At 65.4% G+C, this 12,576-nt stretch carries 13 protein-coding genes; 3 read left to right on the top strand and 10 right to left on the bottom strand.

Going from position 1 to position 12,576, the window contains the following annotated elements; genetic code table 11:
- Position 1: 1 nt before the first annotated feature.
- Positions 2-424: a VOC family protein gene (locus ACF8C6_RS17345; protein ID WP_392500419.1), complete on the bottom strand. Its 423-nt coding sequence runs from the start codon at positions 422-424 to the stop codon at positions 2-4.
- 94 nt (positions 425-518) lie between these two features.
- On the opposite strand from ACF8C6_RS17345, the gene ACF8C6_RS17340 reads away from it, so the two are divergent.
- Positions 519-1,406: a LysR substrate-binding domain-containing protein gene (locus ACF8C6_RS17340; protein ID WP_392500418.1), complete on the top strand. Its 888-nt coding sequence runs from the start codon at positions 519-521 to the stop codon at positions 1,404-1,406.
- A gap of 148 nt (positions 1,407-1,554) precedes the next feature.
- On the opposite strand, the gene ACF8C6_RS17335 is transcribed toward ACF8C6_RS17340, so the two are convergent.
- The 7 genes from ACF8C6_RS17335 to ACF8C6_RS17305 form a co-directional block, all read right to left on the bottom strand.
- Entirely contained in the window at positions 1,555-2,334 is a 780-nt protein-coding gene (locus ACF8C6_RS17335; RefSeq protein ID WP_392500417.1) for a MetQ/NlpA family ABC transporter substrate-binding protein, read from the bottom strand.
- 62 nt (positions 2,335-2,396) lie between these two features.
- On the bottom strand, positions 2,397-3,065 hold the full coding sequence (locus ACF8C6_RS17330; RefSeq protein WP_392500416.1) for a methionine ABC transporter permease: 669 nt from the start codon (positions 3,063-3,065) through the stop codon (positions 2,397-2,399).
- Positions 3,065-4,072 carry a methionine ABC transporter ATP-binding protein gene (locus ACF8C6_RS17325; protein WP_392500415.1) on the bottom strand — a complete coding sequence of 336 codons (1,008 nt, stop codon included), beginning with the start codon at positions 4,070-4,072 and terminating at the stop codon, positions 3,065-3,067. The genes ACF8C6_RS17330 and ACF8C6_RS17325 overlap by 1 nt, the downstream gene beginning before the upstream one ends.
- 220 nt (positions 4,073-4,292) lie before the next feature.
- Positions 4,293-5,159 carry a hypothetical protein gene (locus tag ACF8C6_RS17320; RefSeq protein WP_392500414.1) on the bottom strand — a complete coding sequence of 289 codons (867 nt, stop codon included), beginning with the start codon at positions 5,157-5,159 and terminating at the stop codon, positions 4,293-4,295.
- A 53-nt stretch (positions 5,160-5,212) separates the two neighbouring features.
- Positions 5,213-6,001, bottom strand: a complete 789-nt coding sequence (znuB, locus tag ACF8C6_RS17315) for a zinc ABC transporter permease subunit ZnuB (RefSeq protein ID WP_392500413.1) — start codon at positions 5,999-6,001, stop codon at positions 5,213-5,215.
- A complete protein-coding gene (gene znuC, locus ACF8C6_RS17310) occupies positions 6,001-6,795 on the bottom strand; it encodes a zinc ABC transporter ATP-binding protein ZnuC (protein ID WP_392500412.1) in 795 nt (264 codons plus the stop codon). The genes znuB and znuC overlap by 1 nt, the downstream gene beginning before the upstream one ends.
- The gene (locus ACF8C6_RS17305) at positions 6,792-7,292 is read right to left on the bottom strand and encodes a Fur family transcriptional regulator (RefSeq protein WP_392500411.1); all 501 of its coding nucleotides are present in this window, start codon (positions 7,290-7,292) and stop codon (positions 6,792-6,794) included. Before ACF8C6_RS17305 ends, znuC begins: the two co-directional genes overlap by 4 nt.
- A 64-nt stretch (positions 7,293-7,356) precedes the next feature.
- Here ACF8C6_RS17305 and ACF8C6_RS17300 point away from each other — a divergent pair, with 64 nt between their 5' ends.
- Positions 7,357-8,256, top strand: coding sequence for a zinc ABC transporter substrate-binding protein (locus tag ACF8C6_RS17300; RefSeq protein WP_392500410.1), 900 nt, complete (start codon positions 7,357-7,359; stop codon positions 8,254-8,256).
- A 37-nt stretch (positions 8,257-8,293) separates the two neighbouring features.
- Here the strand turns inward: ACF8C6_RS17300 and ACF8C6_RS17295 are convergent, their stop codons facing one another.
- Both ACF8C6_RS17295 and ACF8C6_RS17290 read right to left on the bottom strand, forming a co-directional pair.
- The gene (locus tag ACF8C6_RS17295) at positions 8,294-9,244 is read right to left on the bottom strand and encodes a homoserine kinase (RefSeq protein WP_392500409.1); all 951 of its coding nucleotides are present in this window, start codon (positions 9,242-9,244) and stop codon (positions 8,294-8,296) included.
- A gap of 6 nt (positions 9,245-9,250) precedes the next feature.
- Positions 9,251-9,535 (bottom strand): DUF2782 domain-containing protein, encoded by a 285-nt coding sequence (locus ACF8C6_RS17290; RefSeq protein ID WP_277687932.1) that lies wholly within the window; start codon positions 9,533-9,535, stop codon positions 9,251-9,253.
- A 74-nt stretch (positions 9,536-9,609) separates the two neighbouring features.
- Between ACF8C6_RS17290 and polA the strand changes: the two genes are divergently transcribed.
- Positions 9,610-12,402 (top strand): DNA polymerase I, encoded by a 2,793-nt coding sequence (gene polA / locus ACF8C6_RS17285; RefSeq protein ID WP_392500408.1) that lies wholly within the window; start codon positions 9,610-9,612, stop codon positions 12,400-12,402.
- Positions 12,403-12,576: the final 174 nt, after the last annotated feature.

The following is a 12,576-nucleotide window of genomic DNA, read 5'->3' as shown; positions in this document are numbered from 1 at the left end:
GCTATTTGGCGAACAGTTGACCGATATCCTTGAACGCCTTGAACTCCAGGGCGTTGCCGCAGGGGTCGAGCAGGAACATGGTGGCCTGCTCGCCGACCTGACCCTGGAAACGCACATAGGGTTCGATCACGAAAGCCGTTTCGCGCTGGCGCAGGCGTTCGGCCAGCGCCTCCCACTCACCCCAGCCCAGCACCACGCCGAAATGCGGCACCGGCACGTCGTGGCCGTCCACCGGGTTACTGTGCGCGGCATCCTGGTGGGCCATTTTCGGCGCCTCGTGGATCACCAGCTGGTGGCCGAAGAAGTCGAAATCCACCCAGCGCTCGCTGCTGCGGCCTTCGGCGCAGCCGAACACCTCGCCGTAGAAATGACGGGCAGCGGGCAGATCGTAGACGGGTATGGCGAGGTGAAAGGGAGCCGGCATCAGGGAATCCTCACGGGTTTTTCAGCATGTTGGCCGCAATGATTTCCATGCAAAAGCGAATATTCTTGCGGTCGAGCTCAAAGGATTTCGATCAATGCTGCGTGAACTGAAAACCTTCGTTGCCGTGGCTCGGCATGGCACCTTCGCCGCCGCCGGCCAGCGGATCGGCCTCACCCAGTCGGCGGTCAGCGCGCAGATGCGCGTGCTGGAACAGGCCCTTGGGCAGCGCCTGTTCGACCGCAGCGGGCGCAGTGCCGTGCTGAATGCCGCCGGCCGTCACGCCCTGCCGCTGGCCGAGCAGATGCTGGCGCTGTATGCCGAGATGGCCAGTCCGGCGGGCGAGCTGCGCGGTGAACTGCGCGTCGGCGCCATTGCCAGCGTACAGACCGGGTTGCTGCCCCAGGTGCTGCCGCGCTTTCGCCAGCAGGCGCCGGCTGTGGAACTGAAGCTGGTGCCTGGCGTCTCGCTGGATCTGCTCAGCCAGGTCGACGCCGGCGAGTTGGATCTGGCCCTGCTGATCAAGCCACCCTTCGAGTTGCCCAAGGAGTTGCAGCAGCTGCCGCTGGCGCGCGAGCCCTTTGTGCTGATCGCGCCGGAGTCGATGAGCGGAGGCGAGCCGCTGCAATTGCTCGCCACGCAGCCCTTCGTGCGCTACGACCGCAGCTCGTTCGGTGGTCGCCAGGTCGAACGCTTCCTCCGCGCGCAGCGGGTGCAGGTCGATGAAGCACTGGAGCTGGACGAGCTGGAAGCGATCGTGCGCATGGTCGAGGCGGGTCTGGGTGTATCGCTGATTCCCCTGGCCGGGCTGTGGCGCGAGCACGGCGCGCGGGTGCGGGTCATCGAACTGGGCGAGCTGACCTTCCACCGCGAGCTGATCGCCCTGGTGCGCCGTGCTCAGCGCCAGCCTGCGTTGGATTGTCTGCTGGAGTGCCTGGGAGCAGAACCCTGTAGCGCTATTGGGACGGCAGCTTCTTATCGATGACGATGGGCTTTTCTAGGAGCGGCTGGGCGGCACTCCGCTTTGGCCGCGAATAACGGGCGCTGGATCTGCTTATCGCGGCTAAAGCCGCTCCCACGGATACAAAAAAGCCGGCATATAGGCCGGCTTCTTCAAGGCGCGGTTGTGGCGATCAGAACGCCGGCACCACGGCGCCCTTGTACTGCTCGACGATGAACTGCTTCACCGCGGTGCTGTTCAGTGCTTGGGCCAGCTTCAGCAGGTCGGCGTTGTCCTTCTTCGCGCTGGTGGTGACCAGGATGTTCACGTACGGCGAGTCGTCGCCCTCGATCACCAGAGCGTCCTTGGTCGGGTTCAGGCCGGCTTCCAGGGCGTAGTTGGTGTTGATCAGGGCCAGATCGACCTGATTCAGCACGCGCGGCAGGGTGGCGGCTTCCAGCTCGCGCACCTTGATGTTCTTCGGGTTCTCGACGATGTCCTTGACGGTGGCGGTAATGCTGGTGGCGTCCTTCAGCTTGATCAGGCCGATTTTCTGCAGCAGCAGCAGGGCGCGGCCACCGTTGGTGGCATCGTTGGGGATCACCACCTGGGCGCCATCGGTCAGCTCGGTCAGGCTCTTGATCTTGCTGGAGTAGGCGCCGAAGGGCTCGACGTGGACGCCGGCGATGCTCACCAGGTCGGTGCCGCGCGAGGCGTTGAATTCGTTCAGGTAGGGCTGGTGCTGGAAGAAGTTGGCGTCCAGGCGGTCTTCGGCGACCTGCACGTTGGGCTGCACGTAGTCGGTGAAGACCTTGATCTTCAGCTCGACGCCTTCTTTGGCCAGGGCCGGTTTGACGAATTCGAGCAATTCCGCGTGCGGCACGGCGGTGGCGGCGACGCTGATTTCGCCGGCCTGGGCGGCAGCGGCGGTGAGGGCGGCCGAGGCGGCCAGGGCAGTCAGCAGTTTTTTCATGTTCAGCTCCTTGTGGGATAGGGCGCAGGGTCCGACGGGTAGCCGGTCGCCCGCTTTTCTAGTTACTTGCGAGAAAAATGTACGACCAGCTTGTCGCCGACCATCTGCAGCACCTGCACCAGGATCAGCAGCAGGATCACGGTGACGGCCATCACGTCCGGCTGGTAGCGCTGGTAGCCGTAGCGTACGGCCAGGTCACCGAGGCCTCCGCCGCCGATCAGGCCGCTCATGGCGGTGTAGGAAACCAGGGTAATGGCAGTCACGGTGGCGGCGGCAATCAAGCCCGGCAGGGCCTCCGGCAGCAGCGCGCGGAAGATGATCTGCATTGTGCTGGCGCCCATGGCCTGGGTCGCCTCGATGATGCCGCGATCGACTTCGCGCAGGGCGGTTTCCACCAGGCGGGCGAAGAACGGCGTGGCGCCCACGACCAACGGCGGGATGGCGCCGGCCACGCCCAGCGAGGTGCCGGTGATCAGCACGGTCAGCGGGATCATCAGGATCAAGAGGATCACGAACGGCACCGAGCGCAGCACATTGACCAGCAGCGACAGCACGGCATACAGCGCCTTCTGTTCGAACATCTGGCGCGGCCCGGTGAGGAACAGCAGCACGCCCAGCGGCAGGCCGAGCAGCACGGTGAACAGGGTAGCGCCACCGAGCATGTTGAGGGTGTCGAGGCTGGCGTAGCCGATTTCCTGCCAGTCGACGTTGGGCAGCAGTTGTTCGAGCATCAGCGCAGTACCTCCAGGTGCACGTCGGCGCCCTGGAAGCGCGCCAGCGCGGCGTCGATGTCGCCGCCGGTCAGGGCCAGGGTCAGCTGGCCGTAGGGGGTGTCCTTGATGCGGTCGATGCGTCCGGCGAGGATGCTGTAGTCGACCCCGGTTTCACGCGCGACGGTACCCAGCAGCGGTGCGTAGGTCGCCTCGCCCTGGAAGGTCAGGCGCAGAATACGGCCTTCGACGTGGGCGAAGTCGTCGCGCTGCTCGTTCTCGTCGATGTGCTCGTCTTCCTGGACGAAGCGCTTGCTGGTCGGGTGCTGCGGATGAAGGAACACCTGGGCCACCGCCCCTTGCTCGACGATCACCCCGCCGTCCATCACTGCCACCTGGTCGCAGACCCGGCGGATCACGTCCATCTCGTGGGTGATCAGCACGATGGTCAGGCCCAGCTCGCGGTTGATCTCGGCCAGCAGTTGCAGCACCTGGCCGGTGGTCTGCGGGTCGAGGGCGCTGGTGGCCTCGTCACAGAGCAGGATTTTCGGGTTGGTCGACAGTGCGCGGGCGATGCCGACGCGCTGCTTCTGCCCGCCGGACAGCTGCGCCGGGTACTTGTTGGCGTGCTCGCTCAGGCCGACACGGGCCAGCAGTTCGGCGACGCGCTGGGCGATTTGCCCACGGCTCAGCTCGCCGGCCAGCTCCAGCGGCATGGCCACGTTGGCGGCAACGGTCTTCGACGACAGCAGGTTGAAGTGCTGGAAGATCATGCCGACCTGGCGGCGGAAACGGCGCAGGCCGTCGGCGTCGAGGGCGGTTACATCTTCGCCGTCGACCACGATACGCCCGCCGCTGGGTTCTTCCAGGCGGTTGATCAGGCGCAGCAATGTGCTCTTGCCGGCGCCGGAGTGGCCGATCAGGCCGAACACCTGGCCGCGCTCGATGCGCAGGTCGGTTGAGCGCAGGGCGGGAATGTCCCGGCCGGCGACCCGGTAGGATTTGTTGACGTGGTGGAACTCGATCACTGCGCGAACCTTGTGGGTACGTGGGAGTTAGTGTCGCAACCCGGTCGGAGGCGACGACTCCATCTAGCCTAGGCGGTTGGCCGAAAGCCGCGCATTTTAACGGTTTTGTTTATGCGCTCTTAGTCTTTATTGGCCTGAATTTAATCCATAAAGCTATAAGCAAGGAGGGCGGGTGCAACCTTCGTTCTATCGAGGTTGCCCCGCCCCTTGTCTCACCGGCTCAACCATTGCTTTGCGGACTCAGCACCAGACGTGGTTCCTGGTCGGGCTTGAGGACCGGGGAGAACTGCGGAGAGAAACCAGGATCAAGCTTCTTGATTCGTGCCGACAGCAAGGCGGCGACAAAGGGGTAATCCTTGGCCTCGCGCACTTCCAGGCGTACTGCACAGTCGAACGCCACCACATCGGCAGCGACCTGATCGAGCAGATCGCGCAGGCTGTCGCGGTCATTGGCGTCGAGCATCGGCATGGGCACGCTGCTGCTGGCTGCCGACGGGTCGATCAGACGGGCGCGTGGCGCGGCTGCGACTGCCGGTTCGGCTACCGGAGCCGGTGCGGCGACGGGCTGTGCCTGCTGCTGGGCACGGGCCTGGCGCTCGGCGGCGGCTTTGGCTTCCGCCAGTTGCTGCTGGCGGGCACGCTCGGCTTCCTGGCGAGCCAGCGCCGCCTTGGCCTTCGCCTCGGCCTCGGCCGCAGCCAGGCGGCTCTCGGCGGTTGCGGCGTCGAGGCTGGACTGGTACTGCTCTTTCAACGCGGGAGACGCCGCGACCAGATGCTGCTCACCCTGAGTGAGGGTGGCGGCCGCCGCAGCGGTGTTACCGCTCGCTAACTGTTGCTGCCCCCGTTGCAGATAGATGTTGGCCAGCTCACGACGGTATTGGCCGATGCGCACATCGCTCGGGTCGATGTTCTGGCTGATGCTGTTCAGCTTGCTTTCGGCAGCCGGCAAGTCGCCCCGCAGGATATGTGCGGAAACGTCATTGAAATTCTTGACCTGCTCATCGACCGTCCAATATTCGGCCTGGGCTGCGTTTGCCAGCAGTCCGAGGGCGAGTCCGGCGAGATAGCGGCTTTTATTGTTGTTCATTTTGTGACTCGTCGGTTCTGTTGTGTTTTGGTTTGGGCAAAAAACGCCCAATCCTAACGAGCCCGACGAGGCAGGGCAAAGCCTATGAGGAAAATCGACGCGGCGGATACCACGATAGAAGGCCCGGCGGGGGTGTCCTGGTACCAGGACAGTGCCAGCCCCCCGCACACGGCGAGCATGCCGAGCAGGCTGGCGCCGATGGCCATCTGCTCTGGAGTGCGCGCGTGGCGCTGGGCGGCGGCGGCCGGGATGATCAACAGCGAGGTGATCAACAGCACGCCGACGATCTTCATGGCGACGGCAATGACCACGGCGATCAGCAGCATCAGCGCCAGGCGCAGGCCGGCCACGTGCAGGCCCTCGACGCGTGCCAGTTCCTCATGCACGGTGATCGCCAGCAGGCGCCGCCACAGCGGCAGCAGCAGGGCCAGGACCAGGGCGCTGCCGCCGAGAATCCAGGCCAGATCAGCACTGCTGACCGCCAGCAGGTCGCCGAACAGATAGGCCATCAGGTCGATGCGTACCTCGTCCATAAAGCTCAGCACCACCAGGCCGAGCGACAGGGTGGTCGGCGCGAGGATGCCGAGCAGGGTGTCCGAGGCCAGCGGCTGGCGCTGTTGCAGGGTCACCAGCAGCACGGCCAGCAGCAGGCAGCCGGCGGTCACCGCCAGGGTCGGACTGAGGTCGAGGAGAAAGCCCAGGGCCACGCCGAGTAGCGCGGCGTGGGACAGGGTGTCGCCAAAATAGGCCATGCGCCGCCACACCACGAAGGAGCCGAGAGGGCCGGCGACCAGCGCCAGGGCCAGGCCGGCGAGCAGGGCGTTGAGCAGAAAATCGGGCATCAATGTTTGCAACCAGGGCCATGAACGTGGGCCGGACCATGGATCGTGAGGCCGGCGCGTTGTTCGACCACTTCGCCATGCAGGTCGTGGCTGTGGTCGTGATGGTGGTGGTAGATGGCCAGGCTCTTGGCATCCTGGCCGAACAGCTCGACGAAGGCCGGGTCGTTGCTGACCTGCTCGGGGTGGCCTGAGCAGCACACGTGGCGGTTGAGGCAGACCACCTGGTCGGTGGCGCTCATCACCAGATGCAGGTCGTGAGACACCATCAGCACGCCACAGCCGTGGCGGTCGCGCAGCTGGGTGATCAGGCGGTACAGCTCGGCCTGGCCGGCGACATCGACGCCCTGTACCGGCTCGTCGAGCACCAGCAGTTCGGGCTCGCGCAGCAGGGCGCGGGCCAGCAGCACACGTTGCAGTTCGCCACCGGAAATGCTCTGCAGCGGGCTGTCGATCACCTGCTCCGCCCCGACTTCGCTCAACGCGGCCTGCGCTGCGGCGCGGTCGACGCCCGGCACCAGGCGCAGGAAGCGCAGCACCGAGAGCGGCAGGGTCGGGTCGACGTGCAGCTTTTGCGGCATGTAGCCAATGCGCAGGCGCGGCTTGCGCCGCACCGTGCCGCTGTCCGGCTTGAGCAGGCCGAGCACGGTGCGTACCAGGGTGGTCTTGCCGGCGCCGTTGGGACCGATCAGGGTCACGATCTCGCCGGCGCGCAGGGCCAGTTGCACCTGCTGCAACACCGGCTGGCCGGAGAAGGCCACACCGACATCCTGCAGTTGGATCAAGGTATCGCTCATGTCGCCTTCCGGCAGCCGGCGCAGAGGCCAATGACCTCGACGGTCTGGCTTTCAACGGCGAAGCCGACGTCCTTGGCGCTGCTGATGATGGCTTGGCTGATGGCTGGCTGTTCCAGTTCGATGGCGGCGTGACAGCTCTTGCAGATGAGGAACTGGCCCTGATGCGCATGTTCCGGGTGGGCGCAGCCAATAAAGGCGTTGAGTGATGCGATGCGATGCACCAGGCCGTTTTCCAGGAGGAAGTCCAGCGCGCGGTAGACCGTGGGCGGCGCGGCGCGGCGGCCGTCTTCTTCGCTCAGCACGCCCAGGATGTCGTAGGCGCCGAGCGGCTTATGGCTGGCCCAGACCAGCTCCAACACACGCTTGCGCAGCGCGGTCAGGCGCGTGCCCTGCCTGGCGCAGATCTGTTCGGCCTCGGTCAGCGCATCAGCGACACAACGCGAATGATCGTGAGGCAGACAGGCGAGGGGCGTGTTATTGGTCAGCGGCTTGAACATGACGAGGACGTCCGGATGCAGAGACGTTATTCTATTACCCTTTTGCCCAGCGAGTCTTGCCGTCGTGTTCCGTTTCGCCGCCGTTGTCGTTTTTTCCCTGCTCAGTCTGGCCGCTCAGGCCGAGGTGCGGGTTCTCACCAGCATCAAGCCGCTTCAGCTGATCGCCGCCGCGGTGCAGGATGGCCTCGGCCAGCCTGCGGTACTGCTGCCGCCCGGCGCCTCGCCGCACCATTTCGCCCTGCGCCCGTCCGACGTGCGCCAGGTTGAGAGCGCCGACTTGCTGTACTGGATCGGCCCGGACATGGAGGGCTTCCTGCCGCGGGTGCTCGACGGCCGCGACAAACCGACAGTTGCCGTGCAGGCGCTGCCGGGCCTGACTCTGCGCCACTTCGGCGAGGGCGCTGAGCATGCCCACGAACATGACCACGACGCGCATGACCATGACCATCGCCCCGGCAGCCTGGACGCGCATCTCTGGTTGCTGCCGGCCAACGCACGAGTGATCGCCACCCGCATGGCGGATGATCTGGTTGCCGCCGATCCAGCCAATGCAGCGCGCTATCAGGCCAACCTGGCGGCATTCGAGCAGCGTCTCGCGCGCCTCGACACCGAACTGAAGGCGCGCCTGGCGCCTTTGGCAAGCAAGCCGTTTTTCGTCTTCCATCAGGCCTTCGATTATTTCGAGAGTGCCTATGGCCTGCAGCATGCCGGCGTGTTCAGTGCCGCCAGCGAGGTGCAGCCCGGTGCGCGGCAGGTGGCCGCGATGCGCGAGCAGTTGCAGGCTGCCGGCCCTGCCTGCGTATTCAGTGAGCCGCCGCTGCGCCCGCGTCTGGCTGAAACCCTCTCAGCCGGCTTGCCGGTCAGGCTGGCCGAGCTGGACGCCCTGGGCACCAAGGCGTTGAGCTACGAGCAACTGCTGCGCGATCTCGCCGGTGGCCTGGCCGGCTGTCTGGAAAGTCTCTAGGCGGGTGTTGCCAGGTCTTTCTGCCCGTCGATAGCCGCTACAGCGCGAACGGCAGTGGCAGGCTGACCTGCTGACGCTGCGCCAGGCGCAGCTGGAATTCACCGGGGTCTTTGACCAGCACGTCGCGGCCCTGGAAGCGCCGGGCAGCGATCAGTCTGGAGAGCCAGAAGCGCAGGCAGGCAATGCGCAGCATGGCCGGCCACAGTTCGGCTTCGGCACGGCTAAAGGGGCGTAGCGCGGCATAGGCGCCGAGCAGCGCCTGGGCGCGCGGCACATCGAGGCGCTGGTCGGCCAGCGAGCACCAGTCATTGAGGGTGATCGCCAGGTCGTAGAGCATCGGCCCGGAGCAGGCGTTGTAGAAGTCGATGACTCCGGTCAGGTGGTTGCCGTCGAACAGGGCGTTGTCGAGGAACAGGTCGGCGTGCAGGTTGGCGCGGGGCAGAGCGAGGATGCGCGCTTTCAGCTCGTCGACTTCCTGCAGGCTGTCGCGCAGCAGTGGCAGCTGTTCATCGTGCAGTTCCAGGGCCAGCACCGGGCCTTCTTCCAGCATCCAGTCGAGACCGCGGTCGCTGCGCCGCTCCAGCGGCTCGTCGCGGGTAGCCAGGTGCAGGCGCGCCAGCCAGGCGCCGATTTCCGCGCAGTGGTGGGTGTTGGGCTGGCTGACGTGCTTGCCGGCCAGGCGCGGTTGCAACAGCGCCGGCTTCTCGGCCAGTTCGCGCAGCACTTCGCCGTCACGGGTGGCGACGCCATAGGGCACCGGCAGGCCGGCCTGGTGCAGGCGTTCGAGCAGGGCGACGAAGAACGGCAGGTCGCCACGCGGGCCGCGCTCGACCAGGGTGAGGACGAACTCGCCGCCTTCCAGGCTGATGAAGAAGTTGCTGTTCTCGCTGCCGGCGGCGATGCCCTGGAAGCCCTTCAGACGGCCGAGCCCGTAGGGCTCCAGGAAGACTTCCAGTTCATGGCGTTCGAGCGGGGTGAATACGGACATCGTGGTTTACCAGCTGAAGATTTCCCAGGCCGGGATGAGCATGTCCGGCTGGTCGGAGCGGATGAAGTTGCCTTCGCTGCCATCGGCGCGCACCAGGAAGTAAGGCTTGCCGTTTTTCGGCGTGACCTTGATGGCGTAGAGGAAGCCGTTCTGGCGGTATTCGGTGATGGTCTTGTCGCCATCCTGGCGGATGGTGACGTCCGGATCGCCGGTGACCTCGTCTTCGGCTAGGGCGAGCATCGGGCTGGCGGCCAGCAGGGCGGCCAGGGTCAGGCGGGTGAGCATGCGCATGGTAACCTTGTCCCTTTCTTCAGGTTGATGCAGCCATTCTAGCGCTCGCACCCGGCAAAAGGTTGATCCCAAGCATGTCCAATGCCCCTCTCGTTCTGGTCGACGGTTCCTCCTACCTGTACCGCGCCTTTCATGCCCTGCCGCCGCTGGCCAACTCCAAAGGCCTGCAGACCGGCGCGGTGAAAGGCGTGCTGAACATGCTCAAGAGCCTGCGCAAGCAGTATCCGGATAGCCCCTTTGCCGTGGTATTCGACGCCAAGGGCGGCACCTTCCGCGATGCCATGTTCGCCGAATACAAGGCCAATCGCCCGCCGATGCCCGAGGAGCTGCGCGGCCAGGTCGAGCCGCTGCACGCCGCCGTGCGCGCCCTCGGCTACCCGCTGCTGTGCGTGGAAGGCGTGGAGGCCGACGACGTGATCGGCACCCTGGCCCGGCAGACTGCCGCGTTGGGCCGCGACGTGGTGATTTCCACCGGCGACAAGGACATGGCCCAGTTGGTCTGCCCGCACGTCACCCTGGTCAACACCATGACCGGCAGCGTTTATGACATCGAGGGCGTGCGCGAGAAGTTCGGTGTCGGCCCGGAGTTGATCATCGACTACCTGGCGCTGATGGGTGACAAGGTCGACAACATCCCCGGCGTGCCGGGCGTCGGCGAGAAGACTGCACTGGGCCTGCTGGTGGGTGTCGGCGGTGGTCTCGACGTGCTCTACGCCAACCTGGACAAGGTCCCCGAACTGCCGATTCGCGGCGCCAAGACCCTGCCGGCCAAGCTGGCCGAGCACAAGGACATGGCCTTCCTTTCCTATCAGCTGGCAACCATCAAGACCGATGTCGAGCTGGACGTCGGCGTCGACGACCTGCACCCCGGCGAGGCTGACCGTGCGGCGCTGGTCGAGTTGTACAGCGAGCTGGAATTCAAGGGCTGGCTGGACGAGCTGCAACGCGAGAAACCCAGGGCGCGCCCGGCCACGGTGCCGGCGCCCACGGGTGGGCTGTTCGATCAGGCAGAGGCCGCCGCGGAAGTCGCGGCCGACGCGCCACTGGCCGAAACGCACTACGAAACCGTGTTGGAGCAGGCGCAGTTTGATGCCTGGCTGGGCAAGTTGCAGGCCGCCGAACTGATCGCCTTCGACACCGAAACCACCAGCCTCGATCCGCAGCGGGCCGAGGTAGTGGGTGTGTCCTTCGCCGTGACCGCTGGCGAGGCGGCCTATGTGCCGCTGGCGCACAGCTACATGGGCGTGCCGGCGCAGCTGGATCGCGACGCAGTGCTCAAGGCGCTCAAGCCGATCCTCGAAGACCCGGCCAAGGCCAAGGTTGGTCAGCACGGCAAGTACGACATGAATGTGCTGGCGCATGCCTCGACGCCCATCGCGGTGCAGGGCCTGGCCTTCGACACCATGCTCGAATCCTATGTGCTGGACTCCACGGCGACCCGCCATGACATGGACAGCCTGGCGATGAAGTACCTTGACCACAGCACCATCCGCTTCGAGGACATCGCCGGCAAGGGCGCCAAGCAGCTGACCTTCGATCAGATTGCCCTCGAGCAGGCCGGCCCTTATGCGGCGGAAGACGCCGATGTGACCCTGCGTTTGCACCAGGCTTTGTGGGCCAAGCTCGAAGCCACGCCTTCGCTGGTCAAGGTGCTCAAGGAGATTGAAATGCCGCTGGTGCCGGTGCTGGCGCGTATCGAGCGCAACGGCGCGCTGGTTGACGCCAAGCTGCTCGGCCAGCACAGCATCGAACTGGGTGAGCGCCTGGTGGCGCTGGAGCGGCAGGCTTTCGAGCTGGCTGGCCAGGAGTTCAATCTCGGCTCGCCCAAACAACTCGGCGCCATCCTCTACGACAAACTCGGCCTGCCGGTGCTGAGCAAGACCGCCACCGGCCAGCCGTCCACCGCCGAAGCGGTGCTGGCCGAACTGGCCGAGCAGGATCACGCCCTGCCCAAGCTGCTGATGGAGTACCGTTCCCTGAGCAAGCTGAAGAGCACCTATACCGACCGGCTGCCGGAGCAGATCAACCCGCGCACCGGGCGCATCCACACCAGCTACCACCAGGCGGTGGCGGCTACCGGGCGCTTGTCGTCGACCGACCCGAACCTGCAGAACATCCCGATCCGCACTGCCGAAGGAAGGCGCATCCGTCAGGCCTTCGTCGCACCCAAGGGCTACAAGCTGCTGGCGGCCGACTACTCGCAGATCGAGCTGCGCATCATGGCGCACCTGGCCAAGGACGAAGGCCTGCTGGACGCCTTCCGCCATGACCGTGACGTGCACAAGGCGACCGCTGCCGAGGTATTCGGTGTGGCGCTGGAGGATGTCACCGGTGACCAGCGCCGCAGCGCCAAGGCCATCAACTTCGGCCTGATCTACGGCATGAGCGCCTTCGGCCTGGCCAAGCAGATTGGTTGCGACCGCAAGCAGGCGCAGGCCTATATCGACACCTACTTTGCCCGCTATCCCGGCGTGCTGGCCTACATGGAGCGCACCCGCGAACAGGCCAGCCAGCAGGGCTACGTCGAGACCTTGTTTGGGCGTCGCCTGTACCTGCCGGACATTCATGCGAAGAACCCGTCCCTGCGCAAGGGGGCCGAGCGCACCGCAATCAACGCGCCGATGCAGGGCACCGCAGCGGACATCATGAAACGCGCGATGATTGCCGTGGATCAGTGGCTACCGCAGTCCGGGCTGGACGTGAAAGTCATCCTGCAGGTGCACGACGAACTGGTGCTGGAGGTGCGCGAGGATCAGGTCGAGGCGCTCAAGGCCGGCCTGCTGCCGCTGATGAGTGGCGCTGCCGAGCTGGATGTGCCGCTGCTGGTCGAGGCCGGGGTGGGCGATAACTGGGACGAGGCGCACTAAGGCCCAGTAAATTCGGGGGTTATGCTGGGGGCGTCAGTAAGTTCTGTTTTTTATCGCAATGCGATTTAAAAAAAACTGAACTCTCCGCCAAGGGTGCCGGTCAGAGTTGATGAATGGCACGACGCCCTTCAATGCTCCTAGCTGTGTTTTAGTGTTGGCAGAACTCTGAACCCC

Origin of the sequence: Pseudomonas sp. zbq_18, assembly GCF_043102245.1 — a bacterium.
In the GTDB taxonomy this organism is placed as follows: Bacteria; Pseudomonadota; Gammaproteobacteria; order Pseudomonadales; family Pseudomonadaceae; genus Aquipseudomonas.
This window is presented reverse-complemented; position numbering and strand designations above follow the sequence as displayed.